General features: G+C 67.3%; 15 protein-coding genes and 1 pseudogene. 5 read left to right on the plus strand and 11 right to left on the minus strand.

Annotation, left to right across the window (positions count from 1 at the left end; all coding sequences use genetic code 11):
* Window positions 1-109 precede the first annotated feature (109 nt).
* From AC25M7_RS10470 to AC25M7_RS10490, 5 genes are all read right to left on the minus strand, one after another.
* Window positions 110-877 carry an SDR family oxidoreductase gene (locus AC25M7_RS10470; RefSeq protein ID WP_197866261.1) on the minus strand — a complete coding sequence of 256 codons (768 nt, stop codon included), beginning with the start codon at window positions 875-877 and terminating at the stop codon, window positions 110-112.
* Window positions 874-1,665: an SDR family NAD(P)-dependent oxidoreductase gene (locus AC25M7_RS10475; protein ID WP_062362198.1), complete on the minus strand. Its 792-nt coding sequence runs from the start codon at window positions 1,663-1,665 to the stop codon at window positions 874-876. The genes AC25M7_RS10470 and AC25M7_RS10475 overlap by 4 nt, the downstream gene beginning before the upstream one ends.
* Complete coding sequence (locus AC25M7_RS10480; protein WP_486971009.1) at window positions 1,662-2,480, minus strand: molybdenum cofactor biosynthesis F family protein; 819 nt, start codon at window positions 2,478-2,480, stop codon at window positions 1,662-1,664. Before AC25M7_RS10480 ends, AC25M7_RS10475 begins: the two co-directional genes overlap by 4 nt.
* Before the next feature lie 76 nt (window positions 2,481-2,556).
* Window positions 2,557-3,219 carry a helix-turn-helix transcriptional regulator gene (locus AC25M7_RS10485; RefSeq protein ID WP_371877796.1) on the minus strand — a complete coding sequence of 221 codons (663 nt, stop codon included), beginning with the start codon at window positions 3,217-3,219 and terminating at the stop codon, window positions 2,557-2,559.
* Entirely contained in the window at window positions 3,219-4,706 is a 1,488-nt protein-coding gene (locus AC25M7_RS10490) for an aldehyde dehydrogenase family protein (RefSeq protein ID WP_062362205.1), read from the minus strand. The genes AC25M7_RS10485 and AC25M7_RS10490 overlap by 1 nt, the downstream gene beginning before the upstream one ends.
* 287 nt (window positions 4,707-4,993) lie before the next feature.
* Between AC25M7_RS10490 and AC25M7_RS10495 the strand changes: the two genes are divergently transcribed.
* The 5 genes and pseudogenes from AC25M7_RS10495 to feaR all read left to right on the plus strand — a co-directional run bounded on the left by AC25M7_RS10495 (window position 4,994) and on the right by feaR (window position 10,107).
* Complete coding sequence (locus AC25M7_RS10495; protein WP_028688782.1) at window positions 4,994-6,163, plus strand: p-hydroxyphenylacetate 3-hydroxylase oxygenase component; 1,170 nt, start codon at window positions 4,994-4,996, stop codon at window positions 6,161-6,163.
* A 62-nt stretch (window positions 6,164-6,225) separates the two neighbouring features.
* Window positions 6,226-6,735: pseudogene (locus AC25M7_RS10500) on the plus strand (flavin reductase family protein); the annotation flags it as partial.
* Between the two features lie 212 nt (window positions 6,736-6,947).
* Window positions 6,948-8,447: an APC family permease gene (locus AC25M7_RS10505; protein WP_062362211.1), complete on the plus strand. Its 1,500-nt coding sequence runs from the start codon at window positions 6,948-6,950 to the stop codon at window positions 8,445-8,447.
* Window positions 8,428-8,991, plus strand: coding sequence for a DUF3156 family protein (locus AC25M7_RS10510; RefSeq protein ID WP_186596038.1), 564 nt, complete (start codon window positions 8,428-8,430; stop codon window positions 8,989-8,991). Before AC25M7_RS10505 ends, AC25M7_RS10510 begins: the two co-directional genes overlap by 20 nt.
* A gap of 150 nt (window positions 8,992-9,141) precedes the next feature.
* On the plus strand, window positions 9,142-10,107 hold the full coding sequence (gene feaR, locus AC25M7_RS10515) for a transcriptional regulator FeaR (protein WP_081100287.1): 966 nt from the start codon (window positions 9,142-9,144) through the stop codon (window positions 10,105-10,107).
* A 91-nt stretch (window positions 10,108-10,198) separates the two neighbouring features.
* On the opposite strand, the gene AC25M7_RS10520 is transcribed toward feaR, so the two are convergent.
* From AC25M7_RS10520 to AC25M7_RS10545, 6 genes are all read right to left on the minus strand, one after another.
* Entirely contained in the window at window positions 10,199-11,308 is a 1,110-nt protein-coding gene (locus tag AC25M7_RS10520) for a class II histone deacetylase (protein ID WP_028688785.1), read from the minus strand.
* Entirely contained in the window at window positions 11,305-12,474 is a 1,170-nt protein-coding gene (locus AC25M7_RS10525; protein ID WP_486971010.1) for an MFS transporter, read from the minus strand. The genes AC25M7_RS10520 and AC25M7_RS10525 overlap by 4 nt, the downstream gene beginning before the upstream one ends.
* Before the next feature lie 9 nt (window positions 12,475-12,483).
* Window positions 12,484-13,353, minus strand: coding sequence for a transporter (locus AC25M7_RS10530; RefSeq protein ID WP_186596036.1), 870 nt, complete (start codon window positions 13,351-13,353; stop codon window positions 12,484-12,486).
* Window positions 13,354-13,449: 96 nt separating this feature from the next.
* Window positions 13,450-14,421 carry a helix-turn-helix transcriptional regulator gene (locus AC25M7_RS10535; RefSeq protein ID WP_182324630.1) on the minus strand — a complete coding sequence of 324 codons (972 nt, stop codon included), beginning with the start codon at window positions 14,419-14,421 and terminating at the stop codon, window positions 13,450-13,452.
* Window positions 14,422-14,635: 214 nt separating this feature from the next.
* Window positions 14,636-15,001, minus strand: a complete 366-nt coding sequence (locus tag AC25M7_RS10540) for a cupin domain-containing protein (protein ID WP_028688789.1) — start codon at window positions 14,999-15,001, stop codon at window positions 14,636-14,638.
* Window positions 15,002-15,031: 30 nt separating this feature from the next.
* Complete coding sequence (locus tag AC25M7_RS10545; RefSeq protein ID WP_028688790.1) at window positions 15,032-16,330, minus strand: NAD(P)/FAD-dependent oxidoreductase; 1,299 nt, start codon at window positions 16,328-16,330, stop codon at window positions 15,032-15,034.
* Window positions 16,331-16,394: the final 64 nt, after the last annotated feature.

Raw genomic sequence — 16,394 nt, forward strand, 5'->3', positions numbered from 1 at the left:
AGTGCCGCGTCGTTGTGGAGGCAGTGTCGAAAGGCGACGGGTTATTAGCGCGTGGAACGCTGGCGGTGGTCTTGCCCGTGGCTGCCAGCGGCCTTGCCTGTCGCCGCCATCACAGGCGCGCGGCGGTCTCCGGCAAGGTGGCGCCGCCGTCGACCACCAGGGTTTGGCCGGTGATATAGCGGGCAGCGTCAGAGGCCAGGAACAGCATCGCCCCGGCGATATCGGCCGGCTCGCCCAGCCGTCCCAGGGGCACGCCGGCGGCGATCCGGGCGTTGAGGGTGGTATCGCCGAGGTTGTCCATGGCCGGTGTGCGCACCATCCCCGGTTCCACGCCGTTGACCCGCACGTTGAACGGCGCCAGTTCCAGCGCGGCATTGCGAATGAGGCCATTGACCCCGGCCTTGGACGCTGCGTAGTGGCTCAGGCCTGGATAGGCCACCCGGGGGCCGGTCACCGACGAGGTGGCCAGCACGCATCCGCCACCCTGGCGGCGGAACAGCGGCAGGGCGCCTTGGGTGAGCCAGAACAACGCGCCCAGGTTCACCGCCAGGGTGCGCTGCAGCAGGGCCGGGTCGATCTCGACGAATGCGGTGAGTGGGAAGTAGGCGGCGTTGTGCACCAGCACATCAAGGCGTTCCAGCCCGGCCAGCAAGGCGCGGATCGCGCCGGGGTCGGCCAGGTCGAGCATCTCCCCACGCACCTGGTGGCCCAACGCCAACTGATCCTCGACCAGGCGCTGCAACGCCTGCGGATCAAGATCCACGGCCAGCACCCGGGCGCCGCCACGGGCGAAACCCTCGACGATGGCCCGGCCGATGCCGCCGGCCGCGCCGGTGACCAGCACCGTGCGGCCTTGGAAGTCGTAGCGCGCGTTCATGCCGACGGCTCCAGGCGGGCATAGGCCAGGGTCGGCACGTCGACCACGGTCGAACCGCCATCGGCGGTGATCATCGCGCCGGTGACGATGCTGGCCTCAACGCCGACCAGGAACTGGCACACGGCGGCGATCTCGTCGCTGCTGGCCGGGCGGCGCAGCGGCACGTCGGCGGTGACGCGGCGGTAGGCGGCGTCGAGGTCTTCCTGGTAGTGATCCATCAATGGCTGCATTTCCTGGTCGGCCATGGGCGTGCGCACCCAGCCTGGGCAGACGCAGTTGACCCGTATGCCGAACGGCCCGTAGTCGCGAGCCAGCGAGCGGGTCAGGCCGACCAGGGCGTGCTTGGCGGTGGTGTAGCCGCAGACTTCGGGACCGGCCGCCAGCGAGGCGATGGAGCCCAGCAGCACCAGGCTGCCGCGCCGCTCGCGCAGCAACGGCAGGCAGGCCCGGGCAGTGTGGAAGGCGCTGTCGAGGTTGCTGCGCAGGGCCTCGCGCCAGGCATCGTCGCTGGTTTGCTCGGCCCGCCCGAGGCCGTGGCCGCCGGCGCAGGCGATCACCGCGTCGAGGCCGCCGAAACGGGCGCGCACCTGCTCGATGAAACCCGCCCAGGAGGTGCTGTCGGCGGCATCGCCGGCCAGCACCAGGCCATCGCACCGCTGCGCGACGCGCTCCAGCGCCTCGCGGCGGCGGCCCACCAGCGCCACCCGCCAGCCCTGGCGGGCCAGGCGCAGGGCGCAGGCTTCACCGATGCCGCTGCCGGCCCCGGTAATCAGCACGCTGCGGTTCACTGCGCATGCTCCGTGCGATTGAGCACCCGGCAGTGGGACGACACCGGGAAGTTGGCCAGCGCATCGAAGCCGCCACCCTGGTAGCCGAAGATCTTGCCGTCGCTGCGGTGGCGCGCCAGGTCGATCATCACCAGGCCCAGGGTGGGCACGATCTTCTCGCACCAGACGAACAGGTACAGCTGCTCGGCGATCTTGTAGTAGTACGCCCGGTCGGTGTCGCACAGCCCCTGCTCGACGCCCTTGAGGCACTGCCAGCTGTAGTAGTTGGCATTGAGGTAGATGTGCTCGTACTCCTCGGTGGGGCTGTAGCGGTAGTGGTTGCGCAGGCCGACCAGCTCGGTGGTCGGCGCGTGGGGACAGGCACCGGCCTGCCAGGGGTGGTCGAGGCTGCCGTGCAGGAAGCTGGCCTCGACGCCAGTCAGCGCTTCGCCGGCCAGGGCCAGGGCATACAGGCCGCGCTGAGTCCGGGCCTGGTCGGGCAGGCGCCCGAGCACGGCGGTGAAGGCGTGCTCTAGGGTGTCGAGCACCAGCGACACCGACCAGGCCTGGCCGGCCTCGTGCTTGATGAAGTCGACCAGGTAGATGCCGGGGCGTACCGAAGTCGCCCGGTAGCCGGCGCTGCCGCTGCTGTGGCCGTCCGCGGTGCGCCAGTGCAGGCGCTCGCTGTCGAAGCGGTGTTCGATGACCCAGCCATTGGCGAAGTGCAGGGTAAGCGTGCGCCCGGACAGGTCGGCCAGTTGCGGCAGGATGAAGGCTTCGGGCGCGAAGCCGTCGGCGAGGGCGCCCACGGTGATCCAGTCGGCGGTATTGGGCATGGCGGTGACTCCTGTGGTTGGGGTGGCCACAGGGTGCAACGGCGCGTCGGGCGATGGTATCAACCGGAAGGTTGAGTCACAGGTAGAGACTGGCCACCAGCTCGGTGCGGTTGCGCACGCCGCGTTTGCGGAACAGGTTGATCAGGTGGGTCTTGACCGTCGGCAGGCCGACGCCCAGGGCGCGGGCGATCAGCTTGTTGCTGCTGCCCTGGCGCAGCAGCTCGGCGATCTGCCGTTCCCGTGGCGTCAGTTCGACGGACGCAGGGGCGCACGCCAGCGGCTGGCTGGCCACGGCGAGCTGCATCAGCCCGTGCAGGGGCAGCAGGCGTTCGAGTTCGTCGCCGCGAAACTCACCGAGGCTGGCGCAGCGCAGCAGCGAGACGCCGGCCACGGGGCGGCCATCGGCCTGGGCGATGATCTCGACCACGTCCACCACCTGATGTTGCGCGAGGAAACACCGGTAGATCTGGCCCTGAGCTTCGGGCAGGCGGGCCAGGCCCTGGCGCAGCGACACCACCGGGCGGCCGATGGCCAGGCAGCGTCCGGGCTGCAGCGGGTCGAAAGCCCGGTAGTGCTCGAGGTAGCGGGCATGCATCGGTGCCTGCAGGTCCTGCAACAGGAAGTCGCAGGCCTGCTGCCCGGCATCGATGTGGTAGAACGCCGCCAACGAGGCCGGCACCTGCTGGCTGAAGGCCTGCAGGCAGTAGCGGCCCAGGTCGTGGTTGGCACTGGCCATGATCAGTAGCGGATCATCACCGACTTCAGCTCGGTGAAGTCGTCGATGAACGCCGAGCCGAACTCGCGGCCGATACCCGAGGCCTTGATGCCGCCGAACGGCACCGCCGGGTCGAGCAGGGTGTGCATGTTGACCCACAAGGTCCCGGCCTGGATTTGCGGGATCAGGCGCATGGCCTTGCCCAGGTCGTTGGTCCACAGGCTCGCGCTCAGGCCGTAGGGTGAGGCGTTCATCAGCTGGATCAGTTCGTCTTCATGATCATAGGGCAGGAAGGTCGCCACCGGGCCGAAGGTTTCCTGGTTGAGCAGGGTGTCACCTGCGTTGTTGGCAAGGATGACCGTGGGCTCGACGAAGCAGCCCGGACCTTCGCCGAGGCGTCCGCCATGGACGATGCGGTTGCCCTCGGCACGGGCGGTGGCGAACAGCTCGCCGAGCTTTTGCTGGTGTGGCTTGTTGGCCACCGGGCCGAATTGGGTGGTTTCGTCCAGCGGCGAGCCGATCTTCAGCTGGTCCAGGCGCTGGGACAGGGCCTCGAGCAGCGGGTCGAGGCGTGAGCGATGGACGTAGAAACGCTCGCCGGCGGCGCAGATCTGCCCGGAGTGCAGGAAACCGGCCTCGATGATGCCGTCCACCGCCTTGTCGACGGCGACGTCGGGCAGGAACGCCACCGCGTTCTTGCCGCCCAGCTCCAGGGTCGCCCGGGTCAGCTTGGCGCCCATGGCCGCTTGGCCGACCGCGATACCGGTGGGCACGGAGCCGGTGAACGACACCTTGTCGGTGCCAGGGTGCTCGACCAGCGCCTTGCCCACCTGGCCGGCGCCGGTCAGCACGTTGAGCGCGCCCGGCGGCAGGCCGGCCTCGCTGGCCAGCTCGGCGATGCGCAGCAGGGTCAGCGGGGTGAACTCGCTGGGCTTGAGCACGATGCTGCAGCCGGTGGTCAGGGCCGAGGCCAGCTTCCACAGGGCAATCATGGTGGCGAAGTTCCATGGCACGATGCCCACCACCACGCCCACCGGCTCGCGCAGGGTGAAGGCGCTGTAGCGTTCGCCGGCGAAGGAGGGCAGGGATGGGGTGATGGTCTGGCCGGTAATTTTGGTGGCCCAGCCGGCGTAATAGCGCAGGAAGTGCGCGGCCTGTTCCACCTCGAAGGCGCGGGCGATGCCGATCAGCTTGCCCGACTGCAGGGTTTCCAGCTGGGCCAGCTCCTCGCGGTTGGCCTCGAGCAGGTCGGCCAGGCGGAACAACACCGCGGCACGGGCGGCGGGGCTGGTGCGCGACCAGCTGGCAAAACCCTTGCGTGACGATTCGACGGCGCACTCGACATCGGCAAGGTTGGCGTCGGCGACCTGGGCGATGGCTTCGCCGTTGGCCGGGTTGTGCACGGTGATGCGGGCGGTGGATTGGCTGGCGACCGATGCGCCATGGATGTACAGACCGTGGTCACGGGCCAGGAAGGCGCTGACGCTGGGGAGGAGGGCGATGTCGCTCATGGCAGGGCTCCGGGTGGTTTGCCGAGGGCTTCGTGGGAGCGGGCTTGCTCCGCGATGGGCCTTATTGCGGCCTGATTTCCCCCAGATTAAAGCCCGACACGCTGGTGATCTTGTCTGCCCATGCCGCCCCCATGACCCTGTCTGCCAGGTGCCACGAAAAGTGCAATCCGAGGTGCGGAAGTTGCATTTTCCGGCTCGGCCACGGCTCCCATACTGACCCGGCATTCATCAGTGAGCGGCCCATTCCGGGCAGCGTTCGCCAGGGTCCAATAACAATGAGCCAGACCATGAAAAAGCCAAATTCCCTGCTCGAAGACCTCAAGCCCCTGCTGCCGGCCATCGCCGCTCGCGCCGACCAGGCCGAGCGCGAGCGCAGCGTGCCCGTCGAGAATATCGCCGCGCTCAAGGCCATTGGCCTGCACAAGGCCTTCCTGCCCAGGCATTACGGCGGCCTGGAAATAAGCCTGCCACAGTTCGCCGAATGCATCGCCGCGCTGGCCGGCGCCTGCGCCAGCACTGCCTGGGCTATGAGCCTGCTGTGCACCCACAGTCATCAGCTGGCGATGTTCCCGGCACGCTTGCAGGACGAGATCTGGGGCCGTGACCCGGACGCCACCGCCAGCAGCAGCATCGCGCCGTTCGGTCGCACCGAGGAGGTCGAGGGCGGCGTGCTGTTCAGCGGCGAGATGGGCTGGAGCAGCGGCTGCGACCACGCCGAGTGGGCGATCATGGGCTTTCGCCGGGCCAACCCTGAGGGCGGCCAGGACTACTGCTTCGCCGTGCTGCCGCGCAGCGACTACCAGATCCGCGACGACTGGTTCGCCGCCGGCATGCGCGCCAGTGGCAGCCGCACGCTGATCGTCGAGCGCGCCTTTGTGCCCGAACACCGTATCCAGAAGGCCAGGGACATGATGGAGGGCCAGTCGGCGGGCTTCGGGCTATACCCGGACAGCGCGATCTACTTCAACCCCTACCGCCCGTACTTCGCCAGCGGGTTCTCCACGGTCAGCCTGGGCATCGCCGAGCGCATGCTCGAGGTCTTCAGGGACAAGACCCGCAACCGCGTGCGCGCCTACACCGGCGCCGCCGTCGGCGCGGCCACCCCGGCGCTGATGCGCCTGGCCGAGTCCACCCACCAGGTCGCCGCGGCGCGGGCGCTGCTGGAAAAGAGCTGGGAGCAGATCGCCGAGTACAGCGCCCGGCACCAATACCCGACGCGCACCGAGCTTACGTACTGGCGCACCAACCAGGGCTACGCGGTCAAGTTGTGCATCCAGGCCGTGGATCGGCTGATGGAGGCGGCTGGCGGCGGCGCCTGGTTTGACGGTAACGAGCTGCAGCGGCTGTTCCGCGATGCGCACATGACCGGCGCGCATGCCTACACCGACTACGACGTCTGCGCGCAGATCCTCGGGCGCGAGTTGATGGGGCTGGAGCCGGATCCGGCGATGACCTGAGCTTCAGCCGATGAACATGGCTGGCGCCCCAGCCTAGCCCAACAACAATGATGGAGCCTTGCATGTCCAATCCCTTCGATAGCCGCGCCTTCCGCCGCGCCCTGGGCAACTTTGCCACCGGCGTCACCGTGATCACCGCCGCCGACGCCTCGGGGCGCAAGGTCGGGGTCACCGCCAACAGCTTCAACTCGGTATCCCTCGACCCGCCGCTGGTGCTCTGGAGCATCGACAAGCGCTCCGGCAGCCATGCGGTGTTCGAGGCCGCCGGGCACTTCGCCGTGAACGTGCTGGCCGCCGACCAGATCGACCTGTCCAACACCTTCGCGCGCCCCAGCGAAGACCGCTTCGCCGGTATCGAGCATGAGACCGGCGAGGGCGGCGCGCCCCTGTTGCCGGGCTGTTCGGCGCGCTTTCGTTGCGAGAAGTTCCAGCAGATCGATGGCGGTGATCACTGGATTCTCATTGGCCGGGTGCTGGCGTTCGACGACCTGGGGCATGCCCCGCTGCTTTATCACCAGGGGGCCTATTCCAGGGTTCTGCCGCATGGGGTGATGGACCGTTGCGCGCAGGGGTAAATGGTTCGAGGTATTCGACACTAGAGTTGCAGTGCCTGTGAGATCGAGTGCCGCCCGCGCGGCGCTCGATCTCAAGAGCGCTGCAAGACTATCGCCAAGCACCTGGCAACACGGATCAAGCCCTGCGGCAGGCAGTGGCAAGACCCGCCCGGGTGCAGGCCGCAAAGTGACAGGGAAGAATCTTTCCCTCGTCCACCCAGGGCCCACCCATGACAATCAACAATAAGCTCACCGAGCACCTCAACCGTGGCAGCGTCGGCTTCCCCACCGCGCTGGCCAGCACCGTCGGCCTGATCATGGCCAGCCCCGTGATCCTCACCGCGACCATGGGCTTCGGCATCGGCGGCAGCGCCTTCGCCGTGGCCATGGTGATCGCCGCGGTGATGATGCTGGCGCAGTCGACTACCTTCGCCGAGGCGGCGGCGATCCTGCCGACCACCGGCTCCGTCTACGACTACATCAACTGCGGCCTGGGCCGTTTCTTCGCCATCACCGGCACTCTGTCGGCGTACCTGATCGTGCATGTGTTCGCCGGCACCGCCGAGACCATCCTCTCCGGGGTCATGGCCCTGGTGAACTTCGAGCACCTCAACACCCTGGCCGAGTCGGCCGGTGGTTCGTGGTTGCTGGGCGTGGGTTTCGTGCTGGTGTTCGGCGTGCTCAACGCTTTCGGCGTGAGCGCTTTTGGCCGCGCCGAAGTGGTGCTGACCTTCGGCATGTGGACCACGCTGATGGTGTTTGGCGTGCTTGGCCTGATCGCGGCGCCCGCCGTGGAGCTGGACGGGCCGTTCGGCGTGTCGCTGGTCGGCACCGACCTGATGACCATTCTGTCGCTGGTGGGCATGGCCATGTTCATGTTCGTCGGTTGCGAATTCGTCACCCCGCTGGCCCCGGAACTGCGCCGCTCGGCCTGGGTCATGCCCAAGGCCATGGCCCTGGGTTTGTTCGGCGTGGCCAGCTGCATGTTCATCTACGGCGCGGCGATGAAGCGCCAGGTGGAGAACGTCGTGCTTGACGCCGCCAGCGGCGTGCACCTGCTGGACACGCCCATGGCCATCCCGCGTTTCGCCGAGCAGGTGATGGGCGATATTGGCCCGGTGTGGCTGGGCATCGGCTTCCTGTTCGCCGGCGCCGCCACCATCAACACGCTGATGGCCGGGGTGCCGCGGATTCTCTACGGCATGGCGGTGGACGGGGCGCTGCCCAAGGTGTTCACCTACCTGCATCCACGGTTCAAGACGCCGTTGCTGTGCATCCTGGTGGTGGCGCTGATCCCGTGCCTGCACGCCTGGTACCTGGGCGGCAACACCGACAATATCCTGCACCTGGTGCTGGCGGCGGTGTGCGCCTGGAGCACCGCGTACCTGCTGGTGACCCTGTCGGTGGTGATCCTGCGCATCCGCCGGCCGGACCTGCCACGCGCCTACCGCTCGCCGTGGTTCCCGCTGCCGCAGATCGTCTCCAGCATCGGCATACTGCTGGGCATGTGGTTCATCACCCCGCCGGGCATGAACCCGGCCGATGTCTACGTGCCGTTCTCCGTGATGCTCGGCGCCACCGCGGCCTACGCGCTGTTCTGGACGCTGTGTGTGCAGAAGGTCAACCCGTTCCGCCCGGCGCGGGTCGAGGACGTGCTGGAGAAGGAGTTCGCCGCCGAACCCGGTCATTCTCACCACGAGCAGGTGCGCCATGTCGGCAAGCTGGCTTGAACGCCTGACCGGCCCACGCACCCCGGCCGGTTATCGGCCTGGGGCGACCTTGCAGCGGGTGTGGCGAAACCTGGGATTGACGGATTTGCAATCCGCAGCATCGTTTACCTACCGCGAAGATGGCCCTCGGATCGAAGTGCGCGAGCGCACTGAGAGCCATCTACTGATGCATCTGGTGCTGTGCGAGTTCATCCTGCAGGTGCCTGCCTTGGGGCAGGGCGCGGTGCGGGTAGAACTGCACCATACCGGGGCGTTGCGCCGAACGGGGCTGGCATGCCGCCTGCGGGGCGGCGATCAGGTGCAGTTCGAAGCGCTGCGAGAGCGCCTCGGGCGTGCTCAGGCTGTATTGATGCCGCTGGATTTCAAGCGCCTGGCCATCGAGTGCCGCGACGGTCAGTGGCGGGTAACCCTTGAGCATATGGGCGCCAGCGAGGTGGTCAATCGGGTGCCCGCGTTTCGCCGCTACATCCCCCTCGACATTGAGCAGCGCAAGCATCTCTGGCGAGCTTTCGATGCGCTGCAACTGATGCTGAGCGACCTGTAGAGCCAGGGGCCGCTTTGCGGCCTTGTGTCTTGCTCAATTCACCTGGCACGGAACCTGCTGCCAACACCGGCACATAATGACAGTTGTACGCTCATTGATAACATGTTAACAATTAGCGCATAACAACAACGCCCGCGTGTGGAGGTTGCCATGCCCCAGCCCGTCACTCAGTGCAACGCCAGACCCGCCTTGGACGGCCTGGAGCGCTGGACCACGGCCATGCAGAAGGTCTGCGGCCGGTTCCAGACCGAACTGGCCTTCAACCGCTCGCTGTTCATCGGCGAGATCTCGACCTACAACCGTGCCGGCCTGGCCCTGGCCAACCTGCGCACCAACGCCGGCACTATCCGCCGCCTGGGCGACAACCCCGACCGCGACGACGACCAGCATTGCTTCCTGGTCAGCCAGCGCATGGGTTACTCGCAGATCACCCAGGATGGCGTGAGCATCCAGCTGTCGCCGGGCGAACTGCTGCTGATGGACTCGGTGGGCCCGTGCGAGATCACCCCGTTCGGCCTGATCGAGCATGTCTCGCTGTCATTGTCTCGCGAGCAGGTGCGCAAGCACGTGACCGGGCAGGGCGCGACCTTCGGCAAGATCTCCTCGACCAACGCCTGCGGGCGCATGCTGCACCTGCTGATGGACCAGTTGTGCCGCGAAGGCGACGAGGCCGGGGAAACCCAGGGCGAGGCACTGCAGGCGGCGTTCATCGCCTTGCTGGAGCCAGGTTTCGAGCGTGGTGACGACAATCCCGGATCGCTCGCCGGGCTCAGCGGCGCCAGCCTGCGCGGCTACGTGCAGAAGGTCATCGACGAGTCGCTGGGCCAGCCGGGCCTGACCCCGGCAAACCTGGCCGAGCGCCTGAGCATCTCGGTGCGTCATCTGTACCGTCTGTTCGAGGAGGAGGGCGACAGCGTCTGCCGCTACATCCAGCGTTCACGCCTCAAGCGCAGCGCGGATGACCTGTCCAACCCGTTCCTCAAGCGCGAGTCGATCACCTCGATTGCCTACAAGTGGGGATTCACCGACTCGGCGCATTTCAGCCGGGCATTCAAGAAGCACTTCGAGCAGTCGCCGAAGGATTTCCGGGCGATGGCTCTAATGCCTGGGCGGTAAGGACATCGCGGGGCAAGCCCGCTCCGACTAGGTTCTCATCGAACCTGTGGGAGCGGCGGTGCGCCGATGCGGCTTGCCCACGATGATGCAGTCAGACCAGACGCGCTCGCAGCCCTTCTACGTACTGCGCCACAAAACACCCATGTTCCGCCCCCGGCTGCTGCAACTCGATGAATGCCAGCATCGGGTCTTCCACCGCTGTCCTCACCCCCACCAACTCCTCCATCACCGCCAACCCACAGAACGGCACATAGGCCTCGGCATACCCACCCTCGTGCACCATCACCAATCGCCCTGAGCACAGCTGCTCGGCGGTCTCGCGCAGCATCCGCGTCATGACCCGGAACGACTCGCTGTGCAGCAGCATCCGCGCCAGCGGATCGACCGCGTTGGCGTCATAGCCGCAGGCCACCACGATCAACTCCGGCTGGAAGCGCTGCAATGCTGGCAACACGATCTGCTCCATCGCCTGCAGGTAACCCGCATGCCCGGTACCGGCCGGCAACGGAATGTTCAGGTTGCAGCCCTCGCCATCGCCCACGCCGCGTTCATCGGCGCCGCTGTAGCCCGGTGGGTAGCAATGCTCCTGGTGCAGGGACACGGTCAGCACGTCACCGCGCTGGGCATAGATCGACTGGGTGCCGTTGCCGTGGTGCACGTCCCAGTCGATCACCGCCACCCGTCCCAGGCCGTGGCGTGCCTTGGCCGCCTCAATAGCGATGGGGATGTTGGCCAGGAAGCAGAAGCCCATGGCCTGGTCGGCCAGGCAGTGGTGCCCCGGCGGGCGCGACAGCGCGTAGGCATTGTCGGCTTCGCCGCGCAGTACCGCGTCAACAGCGGCGATGGCCAGGCCAGCGGAGAGCCTGGCGATCTCGAAGGTGCCCGGGCCGATCGGCGCCTGCAGCCCCAGTTCGCCGCCACCGGCATCGCTCAGCGCCTTGAAGCGCGCCAGGTAATGCGACGGGTGCACGCGCAGCAGGTCGGCGTCGCTGGCGGCTTCGGCGCTGCGCTGCAGCAACTGGCGCGACAGGCCCGAGACGTCCATCAGGTTCTTCAGGCGTCGCTTGGTTTCCGGCGACTCGGCAAAGCCCGCGGCGGCGGGGGGCTGCACCCAACCGCCGACTGGCAGGGTGAGGGCATGCAGCCCGGCGCTGTGCCAGAAGCACAGTTCGTCGGAGAAAAACGCGGTACGGCGGCTCATGGGTGGACTCCAGTGGTGAGCGGGGAACGGTTAAGGCGGGCGAGCATCAGGCTGATGAACGCCAGCAGCAGGCAGCCGATGCTGCCGAGCAGCACGGCGGGCATGCCGTGGCGCGATTCGAGCAGCGGGCCGGCGATGGCCGGGCCCAGGGCCAGGCCGCCACCGATGACCAGGTTGGCGCTGTTCATCAGACGCCCGGCGCGGTCGTGGTCGGCCAGGCAGGCGAGGATGAACGGCAGGGCGAAGGTCCAGCAGTACTTGAACAGCAGCGCGGCCAGGGCGAAACGGCGCAGGTCGGGGCTGCCCAGCAGCAGGGCGACGGCCAGCGCCATCAGGCCGATGCCCAAGGCCAGAGGCAGGTTGCGCGGCCAGCGTGGGCCGATCAGCGTGGCGCACAGCGAGCCGGCAATGCCCATCAGGGTGGCGATGGACAGGATCCGGCCACTGCTGCCCGGGTCGATCGCCGCGCTGGCGGCGATACTGCCGATGAAGGTCCACACCGCGCTGAGCCCCGTGTAGAACAGCAGTACCGCCAGCAGTCCGCACAGACCCGGGAGCCAGCGGTGCTCGAGCGGGGCGTGCGCAGGTTTCATCGGGCCGGGCGCGGCTGAGGCCGGAAAGGTGCCGGCCAGCGGCAGGCACAGCAGCATCAGCAGCGCCAGGCCCAGGTACAGGGCCTTGAGCCCGAATGCCCCGAACAGCGGCGGCAGCAGCCACAAGCCCACGGCGCCGAGGATCAATTGGCCGCTGACCCACAGCCCATACACCCGGTCGGGCTGCCGGCTGCTGGCCGCGCTGGCGATGCACACCACCATCAGCGTGCCTCCGGCCAGGGCGCTGAGCACGCGCAGGGCCATCAGCGCCAGGTAGCTGTCGCAGCCGGTCGAGGCCAGGTTGGCCAGGATGAACAGCAGCGCCGCGCCTCGCGCCACCCGACGCCAGTCCCAGCGGGGCTGCCAGTAGTAGGCGGGCAGGGTGGCCAGGCTCATGGCCGCCAGCTCCGCGGAAAACAGCTGGCCGACACGCGCCGGCCCGAGGCCCAGCTGGGCGGCGTACTGGCCAGCGACCGCCGGCGCGGTCATCAGCACGCAGGGCACCACGGCGGCGAACAGCACAATGGCCAGCAGCCGCAGCGGTGGCAGGCCGATAGCAGTGAAGACAGGCATGGCGATTCCTCAGAAGACGTGGACGAAACGCAGCAGCAGGTTGTCCTGGGCGTAGGCGTTGTCGGTGGAAACATTGCGGGTCAGGCCGAGCAGCACTTGGTTGCGCCGGTCGAGCCAATGGCCGAGCTCGAAGCCGACCTGGGTGTAGCGCTGGTGGCTGTTGTCCAGGTGCCGGTCATCGAGCTCCAGTTGGCCGCCGTCGGCGTGGATCAGGCGCAGGGCGCCGTAGGTGGTGGGAGTGAAGTCGTAGGAGGCGAAGGCCTGCAGGCGGTACAGCGGCTTCTGCTTGAGCTCGTTGTCGAAGTAATCGTCGTTGCGGCCGTACAACTGGGCTTCCAGATTGGCCTCGAGCAGCCAGCGTTCGCCCACGCCCTGGGTGTAGTTGTAGTTCAGGTGCAGCGCCCAGCGGTTGGCGCCGGGCGATACGCCGGGGTTGCTGGCGTGGTACTCGCCGACCGGCACGCTGAGCAATGCCAGCAGCCCGCTGTAGGTACGGTTTTGCGGATCGTTGATGAAGAACAGCGTGCCACCGACCTGCGGATCGCCGATGCCGCGCTCGCGGGTGTGGCCGTCGCTACCCGGCAGGCGCGCCTCGGTGTCGACGTAGGGCACGATGAATTGCGGCGTACACAACGTGCCGCAGATGTCAGTGAACCACAACTGGCGATAGGCGAAGGCGTTGACCGCCAGGTCGGCCTTGCCGTTGCCGTCGGCGGCGCCATGGTAGTCGTTGGCGCGGGTCAGCGGCAGGTACGCGACCCCCAGGCGGGTGCCCACCGGGGCACTGACGAAATCGCGGGCATTGAGGTCGGCGGCCTGGGCATGGGCGCCGGCCAGGGTGAGGGCCAAGGCAAGCCAGCGGCTGCGAGGGTCGGGCATGGGCGTGTTCCTTTGTTGTTGTGGTTGGCGAACAGCGGGCAAAGGCGCCCCAACCCCGCGAGCCAGGCTGGCGGGCTGGAGGGCGTCAGGAAGGGGTCAGAGCGGAGGGTGGTGCAGCAGCTGGGTGATCCCGGCCTTGCTGTTCACGCCCAGCTTGCTGTAGATGCTGCGGATGTGGTGGCGCACGGTATTGGGCGCCACCCCCAGTTCGCGGGCGATCTGTTTGTAGGTGCCGCCGCCGCCGAAGCGCTCGGCCACATCCGCCTCGCGGGCGCTGAGCTGGGCCAGGGCCGAACGGGGCCGGGCGGCCAGCAGGAACAGGTCGCCCACGGCGGTGGCGTCCAGTTGCAGGTGCTGGCCACGGTAGCTGGCGGGACTGACCTCGGCTGGCAGGTGCGGGCCGCTCCAGCGCGGCCATTCCAGCAGCAGGCGCTCGACGAAGCCGCGTTCGGCGTGGTGCAGGGTGCCCTGGCGGTCGCAGACGGCCAGCGACAGGGTGTTGGCGCCGTCCAGCGCCTCGCGCAGTGCCACCAGGGCGCGGATCTGGTTGGCACCCTCGGCGGCCACCAGGTGCGGCATCAGGTGATCGAGCAGCAAGCGCTCGTGGGCGGTGAAGCTGGCCGCGCCGTGGGCCCGGTAGAGGGTCAGGTGCACGCTGAGGCGGGTCTGTGGGTCGATATGGATGATGCACAGGAACTCGCCGAAACCGTGGCGGGCGCCGAGCCAGCGCAGGCCCTCGGGGGCGTCGTCGGCCTGGCTGTCGACGATCACCGAGCGGCCCGGCTGGGCATGCACCTGCTGCACGGTGATGTCCTGGTGGCGAATCGACTGCCAGTCCTGCACGTAACCAGGCGGCAGCTTGTAGACATGGCTGCTGTGTTCGTGGGGCAAGCCATCGACCAGCGCGGCGCGGCCCCACCAGGCCTTGTCGAACGGGATCAGCTCGCCGGCGCGTTCGAGCATGCGGTCATGGAAGCTTGGCAGCGGCTGTTCCTGGGCCAGGCGCTGCAGTTCCAGGACCAGGGCGTTGAACAGCGTGAAGCCGGGGGACGCAAGGAAATCGGACATGGGCGGTACCTGGCTGCGACGTTCTTGTTGTTGTCAGGGCCTGGGGGGAGTATCGCCAAGTGGGGAGGGGGAAGACCATCCTGCAGATGCAGGATACAGCGCCTGAAGCGTCATAGGCGTGGGAGCGGGCTTGTCCCGCGATAGCATCAGTCTGCCTGACGAGGATGTACCGGCAGCCGCTATCGCGGGGCAAGCCCGCTCCCATAGGGAGGTATCAGGCAATCGCCAGGTAATGCTTCACAAAGGTCTCGCTCAGCACTTCCCACAGCACCGGCGTGCCCTTGGTCACGAACCAGGCATCACCCGCTTTGTAGCGCGTCACCTGACCGGTGGATTCATCGGTCAGCTGGATCTCGCCGGTCACGATCACCGCCTGCTCGCTGAACGGATAGACCATGCGGAACTTGCCTTGGGTGGTGCCGAAGTAGGCGCTGCTGAGCGGGTCGGTGGGGGCGCCGTGGGTCATCTTGCCGTAGCACTTGACCTCGCCTTCGAGGATGGTCGAGCCCAGGTCGGCAACGGTGCCCCAGGCGTCGAGTTCGGACAGTTGCACACCCTGGCGGACGGCGGTGAGGGTCATGGTGGTTCTCCTGGTCTTGTTCAAAAGGAATCAACGGCGGCCGTTGAAGAAGCCCGACAGCTGATGCACGGTCTTGCCGGCGGTCAGCAGCAGCGGGCGGATATGGTCCTTGCCGAGGATGCGCGCATGCTTGACCGAGCTGATCAGGTCGTAGCGGCTGGAGCCTTCGCTCATGCCTTCGGCGAGAATCTTGCAGATGATGTGGCTGGGGGTGACGCCAAAGCCCGAATAGCCCTGCACGTAGAAAGCGTTGGGGCGGTTGCTCAGGGTGCCGATCTGCGGGAACAGGTTGGCGCTGGTGGCCATCGGCCCGCCCCAGGCCAGGTCGATGCGCACGTCCTTGAGGTAGGGGAAGATCTTCAGCATCAGGTTGCGGTTCCAGGCCTTCAGGTCCTTCGGGATGTGTTCCACGAACGGGGTGGCGGCGCCGAACAGCAGGCGGTTCTCGCGGGTGACGCGGTAATAGTCGATTACCGGGCGGATGTCGCTGTAGGCGCCGCGAATCGGGCTGATGCGCTGGATGAGTTCGTCCGGCAGTGGCTCGGTCATCAGCTGGAAGGCGTAGGTGTTGACGGTGCGCGCATGCAGCTCGGGTTCGAGCTTGTTGAGGAAGCTGTCACAGGCCCACAGCAGTTTGTTGGCCTTGACCGAGCCGCGCCCGGTGCGCACGGTGATCCGCTCGCCGTAGCGCACCTCCAGGGCCGGGCTGTGTTCGAAGATCCGCGCGCCGTGGCCGGCCAGGGCCTGGGCCTCGCCGAGCAGCAGGTTCAGCGAGTGCACGTGGCCACCACCCATGTGCAGCAGGGCGCTGCTGTAGGCGTCGGAGCCGATGATCTGCTTGACCTCCGAGCCGCCGAGAAAGCGAATCTCGTCCTTGCCGTTGATCGCCTTGAAGTCCTTTTCCCAGGCGCGCAGGGTCTTTTCCTGGCGGGCGTTGAAGCCCATGTAGCCGTAGCCGTGGCAGAAGTCGGCGTCGATCTGGTAGCGGGCGATGCGGTCCTTGATGATGCCGGCGCCCAGTTCGCTGATCTCGAAGATCTCGCGCAGGCCCTTTTCGCCGACACTGCCCTTGATCTTCTCCAGGTCGTGGCCGATGCCGGCCATGATTTGCCCGCCATTGCGACCGGTGCCGCCGAAACCCAGGTAGCGGGCTTCGAGCACGACGACGTTGGTGATGCCTTTCTCCGCCAGTTCCAGGGCGGTGTTGATGCCCGAGAAGCCGCCGCCGATCACCACGACATCGGCCTCGATGTCGCTTTCCAGGGTGGGGAAGCTCAGGTTGTACTTCTTGGTGGCGGTGTAGTACGTGGGCGTTTCGATGTTGATCATGGCGCAGCCTGGACAGTTGGAATTGTTGGACAGCAGGGCTTGCACAAGCGCTGGCGGTTACAGG

The sequence above is a fragment of the Pseudomonas sp. P106(2024) genome (assembly GCF_057480815.1).

Coding starts and splice junctions, on each gene's coding strand:
- AC25M7_RS10470 (WP_197866261.1), bottom strand. CDS start 877: ATGAACGCGCGCTACGACTTCCAAGGCCGCACGGTGCTGGTCACCGGC.
- AC25M7_RS10480 (WP_486971009.1), bottom strand. CDS start 2,480: ATGCCCAATACCGCCGACTGGATCACCGTGGGCGCCCTCGCCGACGGC.
- AC25M7_RS10490 (WP_062362205.1), bottom strand. CDS start 4,706: ATGAGCGACATCGCCCTCCTCCCCAGCGTCAGCGCCTTCCTGGCCCGT.
- AC25M7_RS10495 (WP_028688782.1), top strand. CDS start 4,994: ATGAAAAAGCCAAATTCCCTGCTCGAAGACCTCAAGCCCCTGCTGCCG.
- AC25M7_RS10505 (WP_062362211.1), top strand. CDS start 6,948: ATGACAATCAACAATAAGCTCACCGAGCACCTCAACCGTGGCAGCGTC.
- AC25M7_RS10510 (WP_186596038.1), top strand. CDS start 8,428: ATGTCGGCAAGCTGGCTTGAACGCCTGACCGGCCCACGCACCCCGGCC.
- feaR (WP_081100287.1), top strand. CDS start 9,142: ATGCCCCAGCCCGTCACTCAGTGCAACGCCAGACCCGCCTTGGACGGC.
- AC25M7_RS10520 (WP_028688785.1), bottom strand. CDS start 11,308: ATGAGCCGCCGTACCGCGTTTTTCTCCGACGAACTGTGCTTCTGGCAC.
- AC25M7_RS10525 (WP_486971010.1), bottom strand. CDS start 12,474: ATGCCTGTCTTCACTGCTATCGGCCTGCCACCGCTGCGGCTGCTGGCC.
- AC25M7_RS10530 (WP_186596036.1), bottom strand. CDS start 13,353: ATGCCCGACCCTCGCAGCCGCTGGCTTGCCTTGGCCCTCACCCTGGCC.
- AC25M7_RS10535 (WP_182324630.1), bottom strand. CDS start 14,421: ATGTCCGATTTCCTTGCGTCCCCCGGCTTCACGCTGTTCAACGCCCTG.
- AC25M7_RS10540 (WP_028688789.1), bottom strand. CDS start 15,001: ATGACCCTCACCGCCGTCCGCCAGGGTGTGCAACTGTCCGAACTCGAC.
- AC25M7_RS10545 (WP_028688790.1), bottom strand. CDS start 16,330: ATGATCAACATCGAAACGCCCACGTACTACACCGCCACCAAGAAGTAC.